The organism is Paenibacillus sp. FSL R7-0273 (assembly GCF_000758625.1).
Classification (GTDB): Bacteria; Bacillota; Bacilli; order Paenibacillales; family Paenibacillaceae; genus Paenibacillus_AQ.
In genome coordinates this window covers 1,748,321-1,772,053 of the sequence record NZ_CP009283.1, presented here as the reverse complement: position 1 = coordinate 1,772,053, position 23,733 = coordinate 1,748,321, and the positions used below count along the sequence as shown (strand labels likewise).

19 protein-coding genes are annotated in these 23,733 nt (G+C 51.9%); 6 read left to right on the top strand and 13 right to left on the bottom strand.

Annotated elements, in window-relative coordinates; genetic code table 11:
* Nucleotides 1–37: 37 nt before the first annotated feature.
* On the bottom strand, nucleotides 38–2,374 hold the full coding sequence (locus tag R70723_RS07665) for a glycoside hydrolase family 2 TIM barrel-domain containing protein (protein ID WP_256704607.1): 2,337 nt from the start codon (nucleotides 2,372–2,374) through the stop codon (nucleotides 38–40).
* Nucleotides 2,375–2,484: 110 nt separating this feature from the next.
* On the opposite strand from R70723_RS07665, the gene R70723_RS07660 reads away from it, so the two are divergent.
* On the top strand, nucleotides 2,485–3,309 hold the full coding sequence (locus tag R70723_RS07660; protein ID WP_039871087.1) for an AraC family transcriptional regulator: 825 nt from the start codon (nucleotides 2,485–2,487) through the stop codon (nucleotides 3,307–3,309).
* 111 nt (nucleotides 3,310–3,420) lie between these two features.
* On the opposite strand, the gene R70723_RS07655 is transcribed toward R70723_RS07660, so the two are convergent.
* On the bottom strand, nucleotides 3,421–5,358 hold the full coding sequence (locus R70723_RS07655) for a DCC1-like thiol-disulfide oxidoreductase family protein (protein WP_052421222.1): 1,938 nt from the start codon (nucleotides 5,356–5,358) through the stop codon (nucleotides 3,421–3,423).
* A 452-nt stretch (nucleotides 5,359–5,810) separates the two neighbouring features.
* Between R70723_RS07655 and R70723_RS07650 the strand changes: the two genes are divergently transcribed.
* Nucleotides 5,811–6,692, top strand: coding sequence for a hypothetical protein (locus tag R70723_RS07650; RefSeq protein WP_039871086.1), 882 nt, complete (start codon nucleotides 5,811–5,813; stop codon nucleotides 6,690–6,692).
* Nucleotides 6,693–6,754: 62 nt separating this feature from the next.
* On the opposite strand, the gene phnE (R70723_RS07645) is transcribed toward R70723_RS07650, so the two are convergent.
* From phnE (R70723_RS07645) to R70723_RS07630, 4 genes are all read right to left on the bottom strand, one after another.
* Entirely contained in the window at nucleotides 6,755–7,561 is an 807-nt protein-coding gene (gene phnE / locus R70723_RS07645) for a phosphonate ABC transporter, permease protein PhnE (protein ID WP_039871084.1), read from the bottom strand.
* 16 nt (nucleotides 7,562–7,577) lie between these two features.
* Nucleotides 7,578–8,393 carry a phosphonate ABC transporter, permease protein PhnE gene (phnE, locus tag R70723_RS07640; RefSeq protein ID WP_039871080.1) on the bottom strand — a complete coding sequence of 272 codons (816 nt, stop codon included), beginning with the start codon at nucleotides 8,391–8,393 and terminating at the stop codon, nucleotides 7,578–7,580.
* Nucleotides 8,386–9,168: a phosphonate ABC transporter ATP-binding protein gene (gene phnC, locus R70723_RS07635; RefSeq protein ID WP_039871076.1), complete on the bottom strand. Its 783-nt coding sequence runs from the start codon at nucleotides 9,166–9,168 to the stop codon at nucleotides 8,386–8,388. Before phnC ends, phnE (R70723_RS07640) begins: the two co-directional genes overlap by 8 nt.
* A 105-nt stretch (nucleotides 9,169–9,273) precedes the next feature.
* Complete coding sequence (locus tag R70723_RS07630) at nucleotides 9,274–10,365, bottom strand: phosphate/phosphite/phosphonate ABC transporter substrate-binding protein (protein ID WP_039871074.1); 1,092 nt, start codon at nucleotides 10,363–10,365, stop codon at nucleotides 9,274–9,276.
* Between the two features lie 194 nt (nucleotides 10,366–10,559).
* Here R70723_RS07630 and R70723_RS07625 point away from each other — a divergent pair, with 194 nt between their 5' ends.
* On the top strand, nucleotides 10,560–12,161 hold the full coding sequence (locus R70723_RS07625; protein ID WP_039871073.1) for a bifunctional metallophosphatase/5'-nucleotidase: 1,602 nt from the start codon (nucleotides 10,560–10,562) through the stop codon (nucleotides 12,159–12,161).
* 74 nt (nucleotides 12,162–12,235) lie between these two features.
* Here the strand turns inward: R70723_RS07625 and R70723_RS07620 are convergent, their stop codons facing one another.
* Entirely contained in the window at nucleotides 12,236–12,535 is a 300-nt protein-coding gene (locus R70723_RS07620) for a heme biosynthesis protein HemY (RefSeq protein WP_039871071.1), read from the bottom strand.
* A gap of 325 nt (nucleotides 12,536–12,860) precedes the next feature.
* Here R70723_RS07620 and R70723_RS07615 point away from each other — a divergent pair, with 325 nt between their 5' ends.
* The 3 genes from R70723_RS07615 (at nucleotide 12,861) to R70723_RS07605 (ending at nucleotide 16,232) form a co-directional block, all read left to right on the top strand.
* Complete coding sequence (locus R70723_RS07615; protein ID WP_081957287.1) at nucleotides 12,861–14,648, top strand: alpha-glycosidase; 1,788 nt, start codon at nucleotides 12,861–12,863, stop codon at nucleotides 14,646–14,648.
* Nucleotides 14,649–14,809: 161 nt separating this feature from the next.
* Nucleotides 14,810–15,331, top strand: a complete 522-nt coding sequence (locus tag R70723_RS07610) for a DUF3231 family protein (RefSeq protein WP_039871067.1) — start codon at nucleotides 14,810–14,812, stop codon at nucleotides 15,329–15,331.
* A 46-nt stretch (nucleotides 15,332–15,377) separates the two neighbouring features.
* Nucleotides 15,378–16,232, top strand: a complete 855-nt coding sequence (locus R70723_RS07605; RefSeq protein WP_039871064.1) for a manganese catalase family protein — start codon at nucleotides 15,378–15,380, stop codon at nucleotides 16,230–16,232.
* A 45-nt stretch (nucleotides 16,233–16,277) separates the two neighbouring features.
* On the opposite strand, the gene R70723_RS07600 is transcribed toward R70723_RS07605, so the two are convergent.
* The 6 genes from R70723_RS07600 to R70723_RS07575 all read right to left on the bottom strand — a co-directional run bounded on the left by R70723_RS07600 (nucleotide 16,278) and on the right by R70723_RS07575 (nucleotide 23,636).
* On the bottom strand, nucleotides 16,278–17,351 hold the full coding sequence (locus R70723_RS07600) for an SGNH/GDSL hydrolase family protein (protein ID WP_039871060.1): 1,074 nt from the start codon (nucleotides 17,349–17,351) through the stop codon (nucleotides 16,278–16,280).
* A 120-nt stretch (nucleotides 17,352–17,471) separates the two neighbouring features.
* Complete coding sequence (locus R70723_RS07595; protein ID WP_047171056.1) at nucleotides 17,472–18,254, bottom strand: response regulator transcription factor; 783 nt, start codon at nucleotides 18,252–18,254, stop codon at nucleotides 17,472–17,474.
* Nucleotides 18,255–18,281: 27 nt separating this feature from the next.
* Nucleotides 18,282–20,087 (bottom strand): cache domain-containing sensor histidine kinase, encoded by a 1,806-nt coding sequence (locus R70723_RS07590; RefSeq protein WP_039871056.1) that lies wholly within the window; start codon nucleotides 20,085–20,087, stop codon nucleotides 18,282–18,284.
* A 33-nt stretch (nucleotides 20,088–20,120) separates the two neighbouring features.
* A complete protein-coding gene (locus R70723_RS07585; RefSeq protein WP_231574840.1) occupies nucleotides 20,121–20,990 on the bottom strand; it encodes a carbohydrate ABC transporter permease in 870 nt (289 codons plus the stop codon).
* Between the two features lie 2 nt (nucleotides 20,991–20,992).
* Nucleotides 20,993–21,904, bottom strand: a complete 912-nt coding sequence (locus R70723_RS07580; RefSeq protein WP_039871050.1) for an ABC transporter permease — start codon at nucleotides 21,902–21,904, stop codon at nucleotides 20,993–20,995.
* A 103-nt stretch (nucleotides 21,905–22,007) separates the two neighbouring features.
* Nucleotides 22,008–23,636, bottom strand: coding sequence for a type 2 periplasmic-binding domain-containing protein (locus R70723_RS07575; protein WP_039871048.1), 1,629 nt, complete (start codon nucleotides 23,634–23,636; stop codon nucleotides 22,008–22,010).
* Nucleotides 23,637–23,733 lie beyond the last annotated feature (97 nt).

Genomic DNA, 23,733 nt, shown 5'->3' with positions numbered 1-23,733 from the left:
CGGCGGCCGGGATACCCCTTTTTTAGTAATACAACCCTTACACTACATTAATGACCAGCTGTGCCGGATACATTCCCTCCGAGTAGGCTGACAACACGATGCGCCCCTTCTCCCCGGTCAGCCGGATAGCCGTGCTGAGACAGCCATGATACAGATGCATCCAATTGCGGTCATACGGCTCGCTTGAGCTGAGGTCGCTATTGTCCACAGCAATGATCTCCGCAGGTCCCGTAACCTCAAAGGTCACCTTGGAGCTGTCGCGGAATACCGGCACACCCTCAGTGTCTACCGCCCGGACAGTGAGCAGCTTTTGCGATACCTCCTCCGCTTTCAGATGCACAAGCTCCTGATCAAACACCAGCCTGACCGCAGGCCCTGCCGTCTGCAGCACATATTGGCTCACTTCCTCGCCGCCGATATACCCCTTTACAGTAATTGTACCTGGCTGATAAGGCAGATAGCCGGTAATCATCCGGCCCGGGTAAGCAGCCGGCTTGCCCACATGAAAGCTTTTACCGTTCAATTCAAGAGTGACCTCTTCACAGTTCGTAGCAATCATGTATGGAATCACCGTCTTGTTGAACTGCGGGAAATTCCAATGGCCGGCATACCGCGGCGTATCCCAGTGCTCCTTGGTGCCCTCGTCCTGCAGGGAATAATCCATGACGGCCAGATAGGCCATCGGCTTATCAGACCAGTAGCATTCATACAGATAAGACAGCGGCTTGCGCACATTATTCGTATAGAACAGCGAGCCCGCCCAGCCTTTTGCCGGATAGCCCATCGATTCCCCGAGGTAGTCAATTCCTGTCCACAGCATCCCGCCGATCACATAATCATGCTGCTCCACATCCATCCACGGAATATCTGCCGTAAAGTTCTGCATCTGCTCGCGGTGGCCGCGGAAAAACTGATAAGTCTCCGTACCCAGAATCAGCTTATCCGGCAAAGCCTCATGAATCTCGGGATACCATTGCTCCTGGTAATTGCAGCAGACCACATCGACAATTTCCCCGATCCGGCGGATCCGCTCCACCCGTTCGGCCACATCATAAATTTCCGTATCATCCGCCTCGTCAACAAACTGCTGGATATCCTCGATTTTGGACACATCTACATTGCTCTCAACCTTAAAATGCGGGTTCATCGCATACGACACCGGCCGCGTATCATCCAGCGTCAGCAGATGCCCTCTCAGCATACTAAGAATCTTCAGCATGGAGGCCTGACCCTGATGCTCCACCTCATTGCCGACACCCCACATAAAGATGCACGGATGATTCCGGTCCCGCTTCACCATACCCTCCAGATCACGCTGCCACTCGGTCTCGAAATAACGCCCATAAGCCCCGCCGGTCCATTTGTCAAAAGGCTCCTCGTACACCAGCAGGCCCAGCTCATCACACAGATCCAGTAACTCTGCCATAAAAATATGGTGGGAGGTGCGGATGGCGTTACAGCCGATTTTTTTGAAGGCAAGCAGCCGGTCTTTCCAGATCTCCGCCGTTACAGCCGTTCCGAGACAGCCTGCATCCTGGTGGATACACAGCCCCTTGACCTTGGCGAGCTGCCCGTTGATATACATTCCCTTGTGCGGAACCATTTTGATCTCCCGGATGCCGACATTCAGGCCGTAATGGTCAACAGCTTCATCCCCCTGCAAAAGCGACAGCTCCAGACGGTACAGCTGCGGCTGCTCCGGACTCCACAGCTTCGCTGATGGAACCTCAAACCGGATAACGCCCTGATCGTCGGACTCTTCAGCGTAAGAGGTGTCTGCGTCTGAATCAGTGAGTACGGCTTTTACGAGGGCTGTTGTGCCGGTTTTTACAATGACAATGCCAGTACTGCCTTCAATCTTCGTTGTTACTTGAACTTCATAAGGCACCAGATGCTTCTGCGGCAGCTCCAGCAGGGTTACTTCACGGTAAATGCCTGCACCCGAATACCATCTGTCCGCCGGGAACACGGTGTTATCTGCCTTAACCTGAATCAGGTTATCGCCTTCATGAATCAGGTCTGTGATATCCAGTTCAAAGCTGGTATAGCCGTATTTATGGCCGCCTGCTTCTTTGCCGTTGACCCAGACTGTACTATTTTCATAGATTCCGCCAAAATGCAGCTTATACACATAGCCTTCCTTAATGCCGCTGATGGTCAGCCGCTTTCTGTACCAGCCTGTTCCCCAGCGGTCCCTGAAGCCCTGAGCCTCTCCCTGCTTCATCTGCGTATTTACCGGAGCGGTGATCGCCCAGTCATGCGGCAGCTTTACGGGTGCGAAATTTCCGTCCTCAGGCTGCTGCAGGGTGAATTCCCAGCCGTCCATGATTTTGGTTTCAAGTCTGCTCATTGTGTTGTACCATCCTTTATCTATATTTGTAAACGCTACACAAACTTTGTTATATTTATATTGTAGTGATGTTATTCCCTGCGAACAATCTAAGGATATTCATAAAAACATTAAAATATTAAGGTCGTGATCCTATGTACAGGCGGCTTCTGCCCCTCATCACGGAATCAGACAAGGAGCTTCCCTACTACCTTGTGGATGCGGGTGTTCACTGGGAGCAGGAGCCGATTGTCCGTCCGGACGGCTACTTATATCAATGGATTCAATGTGTGGAAGGCGAAGGCGAGCTGATCACCGGCGGCAGAACCTTCCGGGTAAAAGAAGGCACAGCGATGCTGCTGCTCAAGGGGGCTCCCCATGAGTATTATGCGGTCAGCCCGTCCTGGCGGGTGAACTGGATTGTGTTCGACGGCCATCAGGTGGAGAGCTTTCTGAAGCGGACGGCGGGGATTACCGCTCCGGGGGTTTACTATATTTCGAAGCCTGAGATTTTTACGGCCAGAATCCAGAGCATTATGGATATTCAGCAGTCCGACTATGCCCTGCGAAGCCTGGAATGGTCCGCACAAATCTATTCCCTGCTCATTGAAATGGTCCAGTATGCCTCTGTCCACCCGCACAACAGCGCATCCAGCCTCAATCTGAAGCTGAAACCGCTGTTTGACTATATCGAGCAGAATGCCCACAAACCGCTGACACTGGAGGAGATGGCCGGAGTGGCCGGCATTACGCCGCAGCACCTGTGCACTGTGTTCAAGAAGACGACGAACATCCGGATTTTCCAGTACATCCATTCGGTGCGGATCAAGAACAGCAAGGAGCTGCTGCTGCGCAGTCCCAATATGCCGGTAAAAGACGTTGCCCTCCTGTCCGGGTTCGAGGACCCCAACTATTTCTGCACCGTGTTCAAAAAGCACGAGCAGCTCAGCCCCAACCAGTTCAGGAAGTTGTATTACTGAGCTGGTTCGGGGGCGTTGGATGCCGGGCGGATGCAGCTGAGGATGGACGCACAGCAGCCGCAAACGCGAATGCGCCTGCGGCTGCTGTAACGTTGCGATGCTATTGGGATGCTACTGCAATGCAGCTGCAGTAGCATTTACCGCAGCGTCCACTGCCTCACCCCAGGTCCCCTGCTCTTGGCTGCCGGCAGCGCCGTCCAGCGCTAGCTGCAGGCTGCCGCCGCTGGCTGCAATTTCGCCGATCCGGCTCCACGGCTGGCCCATATTGTCCCGCAGCAGGCCGGGGCGGAAGTCCTTCATGGACACCTCAATCGGCTTCCGCTGGATTTCAATATGCCCGTTGCCTGAGTGCAGGTCCGTACCGCTGTCTTTCGCCCAGAAGGCGGCGTAACCCAGCATGCTGCTGCTGGCCTGCCCGTATGAAACATCCGGCTTGACCGTGGCGTAGGCCCAGTTATCCCATTGCCGGCCGACCTTATATCCCCGGGAAAAGCCTTCCTCGTCCATTATCGGCAGCGGTACAGATGAATCACCGTCTACATAGACCAGCCGGGTCTGAAAATCGTACTCCGCATAATGCGTCTCCGTATACACACCATGGTTAGTCCAGCCCAGTACAGGATAGGTTATCCGCTTGTAGACTGCGGCCATATCCCTTAGGGTAGCCGTCAGGCTGCTGTTCTCACCGGTAAGATACTTACCGTAGGCCGGTGTTGCAAAGGAAATGATAAGGAATGAAACGGCCCACAGCAGCAGGAAGGTCCCGGCAGGCCAGAACTTTCCGCTAAACGGAGTCCCCGCCTTCTCCGGCGGAGCCACAATCCCTATGCCGCAGGTGCTGTCTGTGCAGCCGCCCTCGCGTTTGCGTTTGGCTGCCACCTTCCCGTAAATGCGGGCGGCAATGCCATGAAACGGCGGCAGGCCAAGCAGCAGACCGGCCGGATAAGCCCAGCCCATCGACCGCAGAACCGCAGCGTAGGTGTCCACACCTTTATGCAGCCTGGTTCCGTTCTCCACCGCATAAATATCATGGAGCAGGTCGGCCTCGGGGATGTCAGCCAGAAGCTTTTCCTCAGCCGCAAAATCCTGCAGCGCCTTCCACTCAATCGCCTTGCGGAAATCCAGTGCCGAGAGGATGCCGACGGTCTGGCGGCACAGCGGGCAGAGCCGGTCATAATAGACGGCCAGCCGTTTGTGCTTCGCCGCGATCCACCGGTCATACAGCTTACGGTAGGCACTCTCCGGAATTATCGCCAGATGAATCGTAATTACCAGCAGGCTCATTACCGGAATCGGGAAGACTACCAGCACTCCGGCATGCAGGAGTATTCCGGCAACACTCATCCACACCCGGAGCGGCTTAAACCACACCAGGAAAATGTACAAACCTTCATAGAGAAGCAGAGAATAACCGAGGATACGCACCAGCCACTCATGATTGATCAGCCAGGAGACATCATAATAAGTAGCAAATGGAAGGGATGCCGGAGCCCATAAGCCCAGTCCCGAGAGATACATATCGGAGGAAAGCTTGTAGAGCATCGAATCGAGATAAAACAGTCCGATCAGCAGAATCAGAAACGCGGTATGGACAAACCGTACCTGCGGACGCGGCAGCTTGCGCACACGGACTCTGGCCTGACGGCGGCGTTCCATTAGACTTTCTATCGACACGCACGCTGACACAGGCATGAACATTAACAGGAACGCTCCTGTCAGAAACAGCGAGTCCACCTGCCAGTTATTCGCTTCATTCACCACAACAAAGCCCAGCAGATACACACTGATTGCATAATTGACAATGGCAGCCGGACGGGTCAGATATCCGATTAACAGCAGCACCAGCGCTATTATCCATAACACAAACAATGCGGTTAGAAAGGCCGGTACGGTCGCAGCCAGGCTGTCTTTTTGAAAAATCAGTTCTCTGAGCGTCATCATCTGCAGCAATTCAAGTATCATTACAAGTGAGAATCCGATCCGGAACACCGCCAGCGGAAAGGCCTGCTCCTTCCGGTCATACAGCCTCTCTTTAATCCTCTTCAACATCGCATAACCCCCTTGCGCCTGTCTTGGTGTTCAATCAATCATTAAATATTGATCATTAATCATTAACCGATTACCTGCCGGGCAAACAACGGGATTCCTTCCACAATATCAACTATATGTCAGCAGAGCAGCTGTCCGGACTCAGATAACCTTATTTCGCCAAAATCGCCCATTTGACCAGGCTAACGGACACCAGCACTCCTATTAGGAGTAAATTATGTTCCTGATCCTGAAAATCCAGGCAATAAGAGCAGTACGGTCCGTTAGCCCGGTGGAATAGCCTCTATAATGAAAATAAGGTCACCCCGGTCCGTTAGCACCTGCTTTCACTATTGCTATTGATGCTACGGACTCTAATGGATATGTGATATATTACATGTTAATTAGATTATCAGCGTCCTGCGGGCAGAAAGAGCTCCCGGACAGCGGCGCTGTCCCAGAAAGGTGACATTATGAACGAGATTACAACGGGTAGGATCGAGGATGATAACTACAGAATATTGACCCTGCTAAGCCGCTTTTTAAATAACAGGCCGGACTACATCAGCCGGGAAGAGATTGCGGAGATTACCGGGCTCGGTGTATCTGCGGAGTATGCCTTCGGTGTTCTTTTCGCGGCTGCACTGGGCCTGGATATTGCGGATAATCCTGCGGATACGGACCTGTACAACCACTATTTCAGCAAAATGCTGCACAGGCTCGATGTCCGGGAGTACTACGATAACCCCTACTTCAAGAACATTCAGATACCCGCGGCCACGATTGGCGGCAGTGAGCTAAAAATGGAGCTGTACAAGCCTTACGAGGCTTTTGTCTGCAATGACATCATCACTACCTCAGCAGGACGGATGATACCGCAGATCGGCTTTTTCGAGACGGAATTCCGCTTTCCGGCGGTGCTGGAGAATAACCGGATCTGGATGACGATTACCCCGAATGAAATCGAGACGATGAAGGAGGCTGTCGCCGGGGCGTCCGGCAATGTGCTGACCTACGGGCTGGGGATGGGCTACTATGCCTATATGGCTTCGGAAAAAGCTGAGGTGCGCAGCGTTACAATCGTGGACAGCAATGAGGATGTGATCCGGCTGTTCCGCACGCATATCCTGCCCCAGTTCGGCAATAAGCATAAGATTACAGTCATTCAGGCCGATGCCTTTGAATATGCGGAGCAGCAGATGCCTGGCGGGCAATATGATTTTGTCTTTACCGATCTTTGGCATGATGTCTCGGACGGCATGGATATGTATCTGCGGATGAAGGAATATGAGCAATTAAGCCCGTCCACACAGTTTATGTATTGGATTGAACAATCTATTTTGTGTTACCTGTAACCCCCGTCTGCATATAAAAAAGCGCTGTGAACCGGAAACACCGGCTCATAGCGCTTTTTTGGTTACCCCTTTACCAGCCTTGCACGGATCTTGTTGGAGAAAAACTCAATAATGAGGATAAATATGACCAGTCCGATCAGAATCGAGCCGACCTGGTCCCACTTGTAGCTCCGCATGGCGAAGATCAGCGGGGCCCCGATGCCGCCGGCGCCAACCAGCCCCAGAATCGAGGCCTCCCGCATGTTCATATCGAAGCGGTAGATCATTACAGACAGGAACGTCGACAGAAGCTGAGGTACAATGCCGAACCTGATCTTCTCAAAGGTGCTGCAGCCCACCGAGGTCATCGACTCCAGAACCCGCTTATCCAGCTCCTCAATAGCATCCACATAGAGCTTGGCCAGCATCCCGATGGAGGTTATGCCGACCGTCAGCACTCCGGCAAAGGCGCCAGGACCGGTTACCCGGATCAGCATTAAGCCGTAGACGAGCGCCGGTACGGTACGGATGACGATCAGCACCAGTCTCGTAAGCCAGGATACCGGCTTCGGTACGATGTTGGAGGCAGCAAGGAAGGCAAGCGGTACCGCAAGCACTGCGCCTACTACGGTTCCAAGAAAGGCTATAGCCACTGTCTCCAGCAGCAGATACAGCACGCTTTGCTTCGATACATTGAACAGCAGCTCTGTATCCGGATGAGTAAGCCCGTATATAATATTTTTGGCAATTCTAAGACTGTTCTGCTCGATCTGGTTGAAATTCACTGCCGTGAGCGACCAGATGAACAGCGCACCGACAATGACCGCAATGGTGCTTAGATATAATGAACGGCGGGGAGCGGCTCCCAGCTGCTTTTCAATGGTATTCATGAATGTAACGTCTCCCTTAAATAAGCTTCTTGCGGAAATGCTCGCTGACTCTTTCAATCAGATACACAGTCACAATCAGAACGAATATAATCATACCGACCGCAGGATAATCCCGCCAGCCAAGCCCCTCATTAATCAGCAGCCCGATGCCTCCCGCCCCGACATAGCCGAGAATTGCCGCATAACGTACATTTCCTTCAAAGCAGTACAGTGAGGTTGAGATATAACCCGGAAGCACCTGCGGCATAATTGCGAACCGAAAAGCCTCAAGCCTGGTCATCCCGAGTGACTCCATCGCTTCAAAGGGACCCATATCCACATTCTCGATCTGCTCGTACAGCAGCTTGCCGACATAGGAAATCGTAAACAGCGTTATTGCCACTGTTCCGGCCATCGGTCCAAGACCAAATACGAAGGTGGCAATCAGTGCGGATACGAGCGTCGGCAGCGTCCGGAGCAGGCTGAGCACCGCTTTGCTGAGCACAATGAGCACCTTGGACTGGACAATATTAGCGGAAGCGGCAACAGCAACCGGAAGTGCCACTACGGCTCCGATAATGGAGCCCAGCAGAGACATCTTGATCGTATCCAGCAGGGGGGACCAGATCCGGGACAGGCTCTGCCAGTCCGGCGGAATCATTGCAATGATAATCGTAAAAAATTCATGAATCCGTGTAACCAGCAGCCGGAGGCTGAAGCCCGTGAATTGTGCTGAGGCTATCGTGCAGATAAGTAGCAGCAGAACGACAAGCGGCGTGCGCGAACGCTTCTGCAGCACAATTTTACCGCTGGGAAGCTCAATTTTACGGGGAGGAAAAAGTTTATCATACATAGGCCGGCTGCTCCTCCATTGCTGCTTTTTCCGCTTCCCACTTCCCGCCGTAAATCTCCTGCAGAATCTCCTGGGTTACCCCGCTTGTTGCACCGTCGAACACAACCTCACCCTTGCGGATTCCGATAATACGGTCCGCATATTCAAGCGCGATCTCGACATGGTGGATATTCATAATGACAGAGATGTTCATCTCCTGGTTGATCTTCTTGAAGTCGTCCATCACAATCCGTGCCGTAACGGGGTCAAGGGAAGCAATCGGCTCGTCCGCCAGAATGATATCCGGATTCTGGGCCAGCGTCCGCGCCAGGGCCACCCGCTGCTGCTGGCCTCCCGACAGCTGGTCCACCCGGACAAAGGCCTTGTCCAGAATGCCGACCTTGTCGAGCGCCTCCAGCGCCAGAATCTTGTGCTCCTTGCGGAAGATTCCCGTCAGCTTTCTCCACCAGGGCAGCCCCGGCACGAAGGATACCAGCACGTTGTTCATTACGCTCGTGCGTGTTACCAGATTAAAGGACTGGAAAATCATCCCGATTCTGCGCCGGAATCTGCGGATATGCCGTCCTCTGAGCTTGGACACGTCTACCTCGTCGACCAGCAGCTGGCCGCCGGAAATATCATGTATACGGTTAATGCAACGGATCAATGTCGATTTGCCGGCACCGGAGAGGCCGATTACGGCAACGAATTCACCTTGCCCGATTGTCAAATTGATATTGCTGAGAGCAGTCGTGCCGTTATTATAGGTTTTATTCACATCGATAAACTGAATCATGGGGGCATCCAATCCTTTTGCACATATTTTATAAAGTGGAAAAAATGAGAGCATCATGAAATCATGATGCTCTCATTTCAGGTTTCACGGGTATGGACTTGCTGTTTATTTCATGCTGCGGATCAGTTCCTGCGCCTGGCGCTCACCGTCATAATCGGACGACTGGGCTACTTTGTAGCCTTCATGCGAGTAGATGGCAATAACTTCTTTACCTTCTGGCGTTTCGGAAATCTCCATAAAGGATTCCTGCAGCGCTGTCTTCAGCTCATCCGTCATAATCGGGGAGTTTTTGCTTACGCTGACAGTGTCATTGTAGATTGGCTGCGTTACACCGATTACGTTGGTCTGATCCCAGATCGGGCCTGTACCGCCGTACTCGCTGGTCCACTTTTCTTCGTTGTCGCGGCGTGCGTCAGCAAAAGCAACCACGATGTCAGCCTGTCCTGCAGCAAGACGTGCAAACGAGCTTCCGTAGGAGTCCGACTGGGTTACTTTGGCCAGATCGGTCAATCCCTTCTGGTATTTCTCCTGCAGCCACAGTGTTGGATAGATGTAGCCTGCGGAAGAAGAGGTGGACATTACTGCCCAGGTTGCGCTGTTCAGGTCTTCCCATGTCAGCTCTTCGCCTTTGTTTACTTTAGCTGCAAGCTCCTGGCCTTTAGCGGAAGGTCCGGCAATAAGCAGGGAACGGTAGTAGGAAGCCTGCTGATCATCAAGCCCTGTAGTCGGCTTGTTGTCGTTCCAGTCCTTTGGATTCTCGGAATCATTAGAAAGGGCTTTACGGGTGGATGTCAGCAGAACCTCAGCACCGTCATCGTACAGCGCGTAAGTACCGCCTGGAATCAGGCCGACATCAGTTGTTCCGGCACTAAGTGCTTCGCCGACTGCTTCATAGGTGGTTCCGACATCAATTTGAACGTCTCCTACAGTGAAGCCCTTGGTGCCCAGCTGAGTTTTCAGCAGCTCCTTTAACGGCTCAGTGGCTGTAATGATCTGATCCGGGTCCTTTGACGGAACAAAGCTGACCTTCAGAACATCAATTGCCGTGCTTGTCTCCTGCTGTGCTGTTGCTGCCGGTGTTGCATTATTTGCAGCTGCATTCGCAGCTCCGTTGCTGCCTGTGTTGTTGTTGCCGCAACCTGCCAATAGCCCGATTGCAAGTACTCCTGTGAACAGATGCTGGATTCTTTTTTTCACTTAAAGACCCTCCACTTTTTTTGTCTTTTACAAGACCGGATTTTATGAGTGCTTAACCACTATATAATTCATTTGTTAACGATCTGGCATGAATTTGTAATCACTATGATAAAACTTCCAGAGTCTGTTGATTCGCGAAATAGTGTGATAGAATAAGCAAAGTTTTCTAGATTAGCCTGCAAAGGAGAGACAAAATGCCAGCTCAGCACTATGAAATTGTGTTGTTAGAAACGAGCGATCTGCATGGATTTATCCTGCCAAGCAGCTATGCTACCCGGAAAGAGGCCGGACACGGGCTAGCCCGGATTGCCGGTATAATCAAGGATATCCGGCGCTCCGCCCCTGAGACGATACTGATTGATAACGGCGATTGTCTGCAGGGCACCCCGCTGACCTATTATCATGCTAAGGTAAATGCTTCATTGCCGAATCCGGTCATTGCGTGCCTGAATGAGCTGGGCTATGATGCGGCTGTCCTCGGCAATCACGAGTTCAATTACGGTCTGCCGTATCTGCGGAGTGCGGCAGAGGCTTCAAGCTTTCCGTGGCTGTCAGCCAATATCGTGGATTCGTCTACAGGACAGCCTGCCTTCGGCAAGCCGTATATTGTCCGGGAGCTGGAGAACGGCCTGCGGATCGGCATTCTGGGGCTGACCACCTCATATATTCCAGTCTGGGAACAGCCGGGCCATATTGAAGGCCTGCAATTCGAAGATCCGGTAGCGGCTGCGCAGAAATGGATTCCTCTTATGAAAACGGAGGGGCAGGCAGATATAATAATCGTTTCCTATCACGGGGGGTTAGAGCGGGATCCTGAAACCGGACAGGTAACGGAGCCGTTGACCGGGGAGAATGCGGGCTATGCACTTTGTGAGCAGGTACCGGGTATAGATGTGCTGTTCACGGGCCATCAGCACCGGGTTCTAACGGCTTGCATTAACGGGGTGCATGTTATTCAGCCCGGGAATGAGGGCCGGTTTTTGGGGAAGGTGACACTGCAGCTGGAGAAAAACCATGAAGGGTGGAGCATGACCGGCTGCCGGTCCGAGCTGATCTCTGCCGGGGAGCATGCGCCGGACCCGGGAATCCTGCAGCTTGTCCATGAAATTGAGGAGCTGACGCAGGCCTGGCTGGATCAGCCGTTCGGCTTCCTGGACGGGGATATGACGGTTCACTCCCATGCGCAGGCACGGCTTCAGGAGCATCCGTTAATTGAATTTATCCACCGCGTGCAGATGAATGCCTCCGGGGCAGGCATCTCGGCTGCCGCCCTGTTCGATAACGTGTCTCCGGGCTTTGGGGAATGCATAACCATGCGCGAGATCGTGGCTAATTACATCTACCCTAATACATTAAAGGTGCTCCGTGTGTCGGGAAGCGATATTAAGGCGGCTCTGGAGCAGTCGGCAGAGTACTTCGAAATCAATGCCGAGGGGCAAATTTCAGTGAATCCGTCGTTCCTTAGGCCCAAGCCCCAGCATTTCAACTATGATATGTGGGAGGGCATAGACTATGTTCTGGACATTTCGCAGCCTGCCGGCCGGCGTGTCGCCCGGCTTGAGCAGAACGGGCAGCCGCTGATGGCCGACGCCGAATATGATGTGGTCATGAATAATTACCGGGCCGCGGGCGGCGGGAATTTCACCATGTTCCAGGATAAGCCGGTCGTGAAGGACATCCCGACTGACATGGTCGAGCTGATCGCCGATTATATTCTGGAGCGGGGACGGATTCCGGCAACTGTCAATCATAATTGGAGTGTGGTAAACGGCATGAACGGGAATCCCCGTTCCTGAACATCCGCTCCTTCCGATCAAAAAAAGCGTTCAACCCTTTTGCAACGGGTTGAACGCTTTTTAATGTGTAATGCTTATTTTTCAAGGAAACCGGTAGATGGATTGGTGATGAAGAAGCCCTCCTGCGGCACGTAGAAGTATTGAATCCATACCCCGTCCAGCAGCGGCTCACGTGTATCCAGCAGCACCTCGATATCCTTGTCGGTTGCTACAATCTCATCATGCTCAGCCGGTGTATCCAGGGTCACATCATAGTGGCCGTGGTCCCCGTGATTCTGGGTAATCACTACGCGGATTTTCTTGCCTTCCGCTTCCGGTGTGTTCAGCATGTCCTTCAGGACTTTAGCGGCGTTGCGGTTAATTTTACATTTCATCCTCTGGCGACCTCTATTCTTCATAGTTTGCAGTAAGAAATCCATTATAACATATTATAAGGTACTATATATAATTTAGTGTATCTGCTTGAACATGAGCATTACTTCACCTGCATCCAGAAAATACAAATTCCTGTGTTTAGTTCCTCCGGCGCGGGTTATTTATAATGTAGCACTTTATGAATTCACAAGGAGGCATACAATTCCGGCAGCCCGGTGAATCCGGGCTTTTTTTGACGGCAAATATAGGGCTCGGGCTTAACCCTTTTTACAACGGTAATACTGCTAATCATAGACCAACAACACAGATCCGGGAGGGACTGCAATGATTTCTAATGAACAAGCCATCAGCTGTGCTAACCTTACAACCAGCATTCATCTGGAAAGCCTGCATCATGTCCCGCACAGCAACTGGTCCTATCCATATGACAAGGATACCTTTCATTTACGCGTCCGGACCAAAAAGCAGAATGTGGAACGCATCTATGCGCTGACCGGTGATAAATACGACTGGGAAACCTACCATCACGAATATGAAATGCAGAAAGTAGGCACTGACCGTCTGTTTGATTACTGGCAGACAACGGTAAAGCCGGACCACCGCCGGTTCTCCTATGCCTTCCGCTTTCATTCCGGTGCAGAGACGATATGGATGACCGAAAACGGGATTTTCATAGAAGAGCCTGAGGCTCCGGGCGGTTTTTTTGACTGGCCTTATATCCATGAGGTTGATATTTTCCAGGCGCCCGAATGGGCTAAATCAGCTGTATTTTATCAGATTATGCCTGAGCGGTTTGCTAATGGCGATACAAGCAACGACCCGGAGGATATTTCGCCATGGGGCGGAAAGCCTGCTACGGACAATTTTTTCGGCGGGGATCTGCAGGGGATCATCGATCATCTCGATTACCTGGAGGACTTGGGCATTACGGCCATTTATCTGACGCCTATTTTTGAGGCACCTACCAATCATAAATATGACACCACCGATTATATGACAATCGATCCGCATTTCGGTGATACAGAGCTGTTAAAAAAATTGGTGGATGAAGCACACTCCAAAGGTATCCGTATTGTTCTTGATGCCGTATTTAATCATATCGGCTCCAACTCTCCACAGTTCAAGGATGTTACCCTGCACGGGGAAAAGTCCAAATATGCGGACTGGTTTCATATCAACGAATTTCCGGTACAGGTCAAGGACGGCAAACCAACTTACGATGCCTTCGGGTTCTTTGCTGAAATGCCCAAGCTGAATACAGCCAATCCGGAGACACGCGAATATCTGCTGAATATTGCCGAGTATTGGCTCAAGGAGCTCGGGATGGACGGCTGGAGGCTGGATGTGGCCAATGAAATTGACCACAAGTTCTGGAAGGAATTCCGCACCCGGATCAAAGCAATTAACCCGGACGCCTATATTATCGGTGAGAACTGGAACGATTCCCTTCGCTGGCTGCATGGCGACCAGTTTGATTCTGTCATGAATTATCCGCTGTCAAATCGACTGATTGAATTTCTGCAGGGCGATGATATGGATGCGCAGACCTTCTCAGAATATATCAGCGGCTTACTGATGCGGTATCCGCAGCAGGCCAACGAGGTGCTGTTTAATCTCTTGGCCAGCCATGATACCCCGCGGCTGCTTACACAGCTTGGCGGTGACAAAAATAAGCTCAAGCTGGCGGTTGCCTTTCTGCTTACTTTTACCGGAACGCCTTGTATTTATTACGGGGATGAGATCGGCCTTGATGGTGAAGGGGACCCGGATTGCCGGAAATGCATGATCTGGGAGGAAGAGCATCAGGACCGTGATCTGCATCATACCTACAAGCAGCTGATCAGGCTCCGCAAGGAGCATCCGGTGCTCCGTACAGGAGAATTCCGCTTCCTCCAGAGCAACCAGCAGGAACGCCCGCTGATCTACGAGCGTTATAATGCTGAAGAGCATTGTACGGTCTGGATGAATCCATCCGCTGAACCGGCTGCCCTGGTGCAGGCCCTTGAGGGCAACTGGAAGGATGCCCTTTCCGGAGAAGCTGCTGCTGCAGACAATGGTGAGATCAGGCTTAAGCTTGAGCCCTTCAGCTTCAGAGTTCTGTTCAAAGACTAAGACCGGCAAATATTGCGATAACAAGCTGCTGTATTCCTCTTTAGGAGTATAGCAGCTTTTCTTTTTCCAGAATTACGGATAAATCCTTCTGCAAAATCTGTTCATTTTAGGGCATGCTATCGTTGTTCCATATTTCACTTTAATGACAAAGGAGCATAACCATGACAGGAATTTTAGGCGGCAACCCCAAAGACGAGCCGATGCATTACGGGGAGATTTTTAGCGTATGGACAGCCTCGACAGTAGCCAAAGGAGCTTTATCCTGCTACCGTGCTTATATGTACCACGCCGGTGATCATGATCTAAAAAAAATCCTTGGGGCGATGATTGATCAGGCTGAGCTTGAAATCAGCGAATTGGATTCGTTGCTGGCTGACCAGGGACTGGCGTCTGCGCCAGCGATGCCGCAGCGTCCTGAAGCCCGGCTGGAGGATATTCCGGTTGGAGCAAGATTTACTGATCCTGAAATTGCAGCCATGCTGGCTGCCGACAGCGCGGCCGGACTGGTAGCCTGCAGCCAGGCTATGGGTCAATCCATCCGTGAGGATGTAGGCGCATTGTTCGCCAAATATCATCTCACCAAAGCCGCGCTTGGATTGAAGGTTCTTCATCTAACCAAGAAAAACGGCTGGCTGATCCCTCCTCCGCTCCAGGTAAAAAGACCTGAGGCCGTAAAGGCGTAACTGCTCTTCGGGGATATAAAAACTCAAGCACAAAGGAGGGGATCAATTGTATTTCTACAAGGAAGGCCTGATCAACGACATCGTGGTTGACAAGCCCGATCCTGCGGCTGCAAAGGTACTGCAGGAGATTCTGGGCGGTCATTACGGGGAAATGCGGACCATGATGCAGTATTTCTTCCAGAGCAGCAACTTCCGCGGCAAAGACACCCAGTTCCGCGATCTCATGCGCGGCGTATTCCTGGAGGAGATTGCCCATGTGGATCTGGTTCAGCATACCATTAACCAGCTCCTCAATGGCTCCGGTGAGAATCAGGCCGGTAATGCCGGCCAAGACGGTGCTCCGCTGGATGAAGCGGTGAAGCATGCCAATCCCCATCACTACATTATGGGCGCGCAGGCATCGCTGCCGGTGGATGCCATGGGGAATCCCTGGCTCGGTAACTACGTCTACAGCCACGGGAATCTGATCAGTGACCTGCTTGACAATGTAGTGCTGGAATCAACGGGAGTGCTGCAGAAAACCCGGATTTACGAGATGAGCTCCAACAAAACGTTCCGTGAGACGCTAGGGTTCCTGATCGTGCGCGATAACGCACATCAGAATGCATTTGCCAAGGCACTGGAAACGCTTGGAGTCAACTGGGGGAATCTGTTCCCTGTTCCCAATTATGATATCAACAAATATCCGGAATGCCGTAAGTTCGTGGATATGGGCTATCATAATGTGCAGTTTAATTTCAGTCTGGACCCGTCCAGAATGGCAGAAATCTTCCAGGGCCCTTCCCCTAGCCGCAACAAGGGGAATCTCGAGGTTACGGCTCCTCCGCCGGGCTTCCCGGTTCCGGTTATGCCGGAGATGCCGAACGAGCATAGTCCGGGACTTCAGGATATGTTCAACTGATTATTGCTTTAAGAGGCCTGCGGTTTCCGCAGGCCTCCTTTTGATTTATTCCCAATTCATAAGCTCTAGGATATGAGCAGCCAGCTTATCAGCCGCTTTATGATGAGTAACCCCGGACGGGTGAGAGTCCGAAGCATAACCGTCTGCCGCCTGCTGCACTTCAAACTTCATCGTAGAAAGATTGGTGTCGCCGGATTCAGCAGAATATCGGCTGACTGCCTGCTCCACATAAGGATACAGTCTATCCCCCATGATTCCCAGCGTGCACAGGATCTTCGCATGCGGATTACAGCGCCGGACTGTTCGTAGAAACCCGGTATATTCCCGGGCGTACTCAGCTTGCCGGCCGGGATCATCTTTGGTATAGGAATCATCATTTGTACCCAGATTAATAACGATCAGGTCGGGTACAAGCCTGTTGAAATCCCAGGGAAGCTCCTGGGGAAGAAAAGCATCAGCAAATCTTCCCTCGGATTTCCCTACCTTCTCATAGTAATCCGGAAGCAGATGTGTAAGCAGCTTCTGATCATTTTCCGTATAGCCTGTGATGATGCCATATCCGCTGTAGGATACCATACTGTAGTCTACCTGAAGCCTCTGGGCAGTCAGATACGCATAGGCCTTGGTAACATCTTCAGTAGCTGTGCTAAAAGAGTGCGTCCCGTCCTCATCATCCACGCCATAGCCGCAGGTAATGGAATCGCCGATAAATTCGATTGAATGTATGCCAGCCGGAGCCGGCTTAATGCCTTCCGCAGCATCGACGGTGATGGCCTGAATCCCTGCGGTCGACATTGCCGCCTCGGACAGCTTGATGACGGATACAGTAACCTCCTGCTCGGTGTCGCTTTCAAACACAGTGTACGTAACCACCGGCTGGTTAAGCTGATCATCAATCACGCGCACGCCATTTACACAGATTGCGATCCGGGCCAGGTTATTGCCGGTAAGGGCTATGGCATCCGCCTGCAGCGTAATTTCCGCTTTCCGGCCGTAAAAGGTGAACTCAACGCCGCTACCGGAGAGAGCCAGCCACCGCACCTCCTTATAATAATGCGTCCGCCCGATGAGTTTTACATTATCCTCCGTTGCTCTATGTACCTGAATGGTTTCTGTCATACCGTTAGTAACCTTCCTTCCAAGCTTCTATACTCGCAGTATGAATGTACTCCCAAGTCCGGTTTTTTGGCAACAGCTTTTAAGAAACAGTGAGGCTGAATTCATATAAATGTGGATTCATTATCTTTTCTGCTGCATCCTGCGGTATTCACTGGGCTTACAGCCGGCGATTTTCTCGAACACTTTGGAGAAATGCGTTGTGTCATAATAGCCGACCTTCTGGCCGACCTCGTAAATCTTCAGCTCACTGTCCGCCAGCAGCTGCTTCGCCTTCTCGATGCGGATCATGGAGACATATTCGAGGTAGGTCTGTCCGGTTTTCTCTTTGAAAAGGGAGCTGAGATAATTAAGATGCAGATAGAACCGGCTGGACAGATCGGCCAGACTGACGTTCTGGTCGTAATTCTCAATCAGGTACTGTTTGATTTCCGCAATTACATCTCTCTTCTTCGGGTCAGGCTCCGGGTCAGCCGTTTGTCCGGAGGAGGTCAGTGCGTCTGTTCTTTTCAGCTCCTCCTGTGTCCTTGCAGTCTCGATTTCCCGGATTACCTTTCTGACACACTGCTGCAGCTCAGTCTCTTCTATGGGCTTGGTCAGATAGCTCTTGACGCCAAGCTGCATCCCTTTACGGGCATATTCGAACTCCGAATATCCGCTGAGGATGATGAACTTCGCAGAGACGCCCTTCGCCGTCAGGCTTTCGATCATTTCCAGGCCGTCACGCTCCAGCATGCGGATATCCGTGATCACAATATCAGGACACTGCTGCAAAATAAGCCGGTAGCCCTCCGTTCCGTCATTAGCGGAGCCAATTACCCGGCACTCCGGTAAATAGGCGCCAATGATCACCTTCAGCCCTTCGATAATACCCATTTCATCATCTACCAAAATAATATTATACATCGTGAAGTCCCCCCAGCTGTGCAATGCTTATCCGGCCAGCGGAATGATCAGCTCGACAACGGTGCCTATCCTGTCACCGGCATAAATAACCAATTCATACCGTTCCCCGTACTGCAGCTTCAGCCGTTCCGCAATATTGCGCAGGCCAATGCCCTGCTCTGTATCCGGCCCGTTCTCCTCTTCAGGATCGTACGCCGTAAAATTAATCCTTTGCAGCTGCTGATTAATATCCCGGGCCTGCTGCTCCGTCAATACCCCTCCGTCATCAATGAACCGGATCCGCACATCTCCTGATTCGAGGATATGCTCCTCAATCCGGATATGGAGCTGCCTGGCGTAATTCCGGAAGCCGTGCTTAATGCTGTTCTCCACAATCGGCTGAAAGACAAGCGGGATAACGGGCGTGTCCAGCACGCGGTCACTGAGCTGTACATCCAGGATGAACCTGTTGTCATAACGGATATTCTGCAGAAAAATATAATGGGCTGCATATTCGACCTCATGCCTGACCAGATTGCTGTCCCTGTCCTTGCCCATCGACAGGCGGAACATGCGGGCCAGAATCTTGATCATCTCAGCAATATCGTTCTGCTGCTTAACGACCGCCTTCATCCGGATCGATTCAAGCGTGTTATAGAGCATGTGTGGATTAATCTGGGACTGCAGCGCAAGGAACTGCGCCTGCTTGCGCTTTAGCCCGGCGATGTAAACGTCTTCAATAAGCTCTTTAATAACGACAATCATTTTGTTATAGCTTTGAACCAGGCCGTTAATTTCATCATGGGAGCCGGAGCCCGCCGGCAGCAGGGAATACTGGCCCATCTCCACCTGCTTCATGCTGCGGCGCAGATTAATAATCGGCTTCGTTATCCGGTAGCTGAATAACACCGAGATCAGGAAGATAAACAGCAGGCTGATGATGATTGACACCATCGTCACATGCTTGATGCTGCGGATCTTGGCCAGCAGCTTGTTTAGCGGAATCTCGGCTCTGACCAGCAGCTGCTCTGCATTCGCCGTTCTCGACAGGATGATTTCATCCTTCCCGGAGCCTTCCGGCGGGTAAACCTGGCCGATAAGCGGATCCCAGGAGACTTTGCCGGTCGCCGCACCGGAATGATAGAGAATCCCGCCCTCCGGATTCGTGATAATAAGCCGGATGTCGTACTTGTTGCCCAGCAGGCGGAAATCATCGCTCAGGGCAATCAGCTTGTCAGGGTTCATATCGAGCAGGATCATACCGGCGTAAGAGCCGTTAAAATTCCAAAGCACCCGTCCGACCGTGAAAGCAGCCCCTTCCTTGTTACGGCTGTAGTACGACCGGTCATGGACCGGGGTCAGAAACAGCCGCTTCTCATTACGGGACTGCTTGAACCAGGTCCGGCTCTCCAGCTCCTCTGCACTGACTCTGTCCAGAGCCCTCGTATAGTGATAGAGTGTCCCTTCGGCATTGACCAGCATCACTGTATCAATATCCGTATAGGTCGTTGTGATCCTGGCAAAAAAACGCTGGATCGCTGCCCGGTCATTGATCAGCTCATCCATATTGTCCGGCTCCGGGCCGGACAGAATCTCCATAATGTCCTCTTCCAGAAAAACCGATTTCGTAGACTGGTCATGACGCTCCACAAAGCTGTCCAGGTTCATGGTCGCCTGTGAAACATACATGGCTGCAAATTCACTGGTAGCGTCCTCAACGCTTTTGGCCGACAGCTGGTAAATGGTAAGGCTAATTAAGAGAATCGGAACGACAGAAGCCACGAAATAGCTGATAATCAGCTTATTCCGCAGCTTCATCTCACCGATGCGGTGAATGATATTTTGGATGAACATGCAGCCCCCTGCTTCCACATGCCGGAATTTGCGTTATCCCTTTACAGAGCCGAGCATGGCTCCCTTCACAAAATACTTCTGAAGATAAGGATACACCGCCAGGATCGGTATAACCGCAAACACAATCGTGACGGCCCGCAGCGTTCTTTCATTGTAATTCAGCAGCGCCGCATTGCCAACCAGCGGCAATTCGTTGTTACTGGTAATGAACTGTCTGATCTTGATCTGCAGCGGGAACCAGTCCGGGTTCTGAAGGAACAGCAGCGGATGCTGGAACTGATTCCAGATTACAACGGCATAGAACAGGCCCAGCGTGGCGAGTACCGCCTTGGACAGCGGAAGCACCAGGCTGAACAGGGTCCGGAAATAGCCCGCCCCCTCTACAACAGCCGCTTCTTCCAGCTCCTTCGGAAACTGCAGAAAGAACGTCCGCATAATAATCAGATTGTACGCCGTCAGCACATGCGGAATGACCAGCACAAGCGGATTATTGTAAAGTCCGATGCTTTTTACGGTCAGAAAATACGGAATCAGCGGTGCTTTGAAGACCATGGTTATAACAGCAGCAATCATAATGATGGTACCCGGCTTGAACTCTTTTTTAGCTAAAGGATAAGCGGTTAACGCTGTTATAAGAAGACAAAGCGCCGTTCCGATCGCAGTTGAGGTCAAGGTAATGAAGAAGGACCTCCACAGGTCAGGCCGGCCTACAATATACTTCCAGGAATCCAGGGTGAAGCCGCGCGGCCACAGCGTGACCAGATTCATCTCGACAGGCAGCTTGGAGCTGAAGGAGACTGAAAGTACAGAAATTAAAGGAATTAGGGCAATGACGGATAGGGTACAGAGAAAGATGACGGTTGCCGTCTGAAATACCTTTTCACCAAAGGATAGCCGGATCATGATTACCAGAGCCCCCCGTCCGATACTTTTTTGGATAAGCGGTTAAAGCCAAACACCAGTGTGAAACCGATCACGGCCTGGAACAATCCGACGGCTGTCGCGAAGCTGTAACGCGCTTCCTGAATCCCCGTCCGGTACACAAAGGTATCAATGATATCGCCAACTGAGTAGGTCATCGGGGTCAGCAGGTTGTACACCTGATCAAAGCCCAGCTCCATGAAATTGCCGATGTCCAGCAGGAACAGGATAACGATAGTCGGCAGCAGCAGCGGCAGGGTGATATAAAAGATCTGCTTGAACCGTGAAGCCCCGTCGATGACGGCCGATTCATAGACACTCGGGTCCATGGAGCTGATGGCCGCCAGATAGACGATCGTTCCCCAGCCTGCTTCGCGCCAGATTCCGGTTATAACGTAGATTGGCCGGAAGAAATGCTCCTGCTGCATCAGCAGGTTGGACCCGTAGCCAAACCATTCCCGGACCGTATTGTAAATCCCGCTGAGGGAGAAAATATCGAACGTAATGCCCGCAATGATAACCCAGGACAGAAAATGCGGGATGTAGAGGGCGGTTTGCACGCCTCTTTTCAGCAGGGAATTACGCACTTCATTAATAAGCAGGGACAGCACAATGGGAACCGGAAAGATCAGCACCACCTTCATAAGCCCCAGCAATAAGGTGTTTGTAAAGATGCGGTAGAAATCCGGTGAGTCAAACAGCAGACTGAAATTTTTGAAGCCTACAAACGGGCTGTGCGTGATCCCCTTGAAGATCGAATAGTCCTGAAAAGCGATTACCGAGCCGCCGATCGGGATGTATTTAAAAATAATAAAGAATGCAATACCCGGTATGACCATGAGATAGAGCGGCCAGCATTGTCTTATATTTTGAATGAGCCCTGATGCCTTGTTCATTGGGGATTCCCTCCACCCTTTCTCTGTCGTAAGCCTGGCAGCGGCAGAAGAAAGGCGCCGCATAAGGGCGCCCTTCTGCCACAGATAAACGGATCATGCTGCTTTACTGATGAACCCTCGCGTACCATTCACGCGCTTTTTCCGTAACCTCAGTACCGCCGGATTTGTACCACTTGTCGACAAACTCATCGAATTTCTCAATCGGATAAGTGCCGATCACAATTTTGGTTGCATATTCGTACCATAGCGTGTTGTTCTTGATGTCCGGGTAGTTGTCATACACGCTGCTCGGCAGGCCATCCCCGCCGATAACCTTGACGTACTGCTGGGATTCCTCCATGTTGCGCGCAGCCTGCTCGTATTGCCACATATCGTTGTCTGAGCCGTTCTCCAGAATCAGCTTCTGGGCAAATTCCAGATCAGCGAACTGGTTGAACGGGTTCAGCCGGTTCTGCTGGACGCTGCGGTCTTCCGGCAACATGATTTTTTTACCGTTCTCCACCTTGTAGTGCATGCCCTCAAGGCCCCAGCGGAGGTCAGACCACTTGGACTGGTCGGCAAGCTCATCCAGCAGCTTCAGGCTGGCAATCAGATGCTCCTCATCCTGCTGGGCACTGACGACCCAGGCCGGGCTGCCTGTACGCTTGGTCGAGATAAAGCCTTTGCCTTCATACCCTGGTGCTTCCAGAACCGGAAGGACGGAATAGTCAGCCTTGGCGCCGGTTGCCTGCTCAATGCTGGCGAGGAAGCCATAGACCCCTTCACCCCAGTGGTAGTAGTTGCCCACAACGCCGGAATAGATTTTCCCGTCCCAGGCAGACTTATCGTTCAGGAACGTTTCCTGATCGAGCAGCTTATCCTGATACAGCGTATGAATAAAGGCCAGGGCATCCTTCATATTCTGTGTAACCGCGGCGTAAGTCAGCTCCCCGTCGTACACATCCCAGTCGGGGTAGCCCTCAACAATCGCTACACCGTATTCATTGAACAGGTGATCCATCCAGCGGGCATTCTCACGGCCGCCGGTCGGAACCTCGTCCGCTTTGCCGTTGCCGTTCGGGTCCTGATCCCTAAACGCTTTCAGTACCTTTACGTATTCTTCCTGTGTCGTTGGCATCTGCAGGCCCAGATTATCCAGCCAGTCCTTGCGGATCAGTCCTGTTGTTTTCTCATAAGCATTCACACTGGGAATCCAGTAAATATGCCCCTGTCCGGTAGGATCATTCGCTTTGATTACATTCCAGACATCCTCCGGAACCAGCTTCCACATATTCGGGGCGTATTCCGGCAGCAGCTCGGTCAGATCGGCAATGGCGCCGTTCTTGGCCAGATCGTTCTCAATCCCGTTCCATGGCTGGAACAGATTCGGAATTTCGCCTGCGGCAATTTTCAGGTTCAGCTGGTTGAGGTACTCGGTACCGCCGTTCCATTCCACATAGGGGCTGATCACACCCACGCCTAATCTTTCTGCATAATCCTTATACAGCGGGCTGTCTTTATCAATGCCTTTAAAGCCGCTGTTCACCCACCAGACATTCAGATCAACGGTCTTTGCACTGTCTGTTCCGTCTGTGGCCGGAGTATCTGCAGCGGCAGTAGCCGCTGCCCCGTCCGCCGGAGTACCGCCCGGGGCACCATTTCCGCTGTTGCCGTTCGAGCCGCAGGCTGAGAGTATGCCGATGCTTAACATTCCGGCCAGGGTAAGGTTAAATAATTGCTTGCGTGAAACCATCTGTTATCCCCCTCATACTTAGGAAATCTAATGCGTATCCGCTTGGTTAGCTATTTCTTCGAATCCGCTTACCTAAAGGATATAGTAACGCTTACAT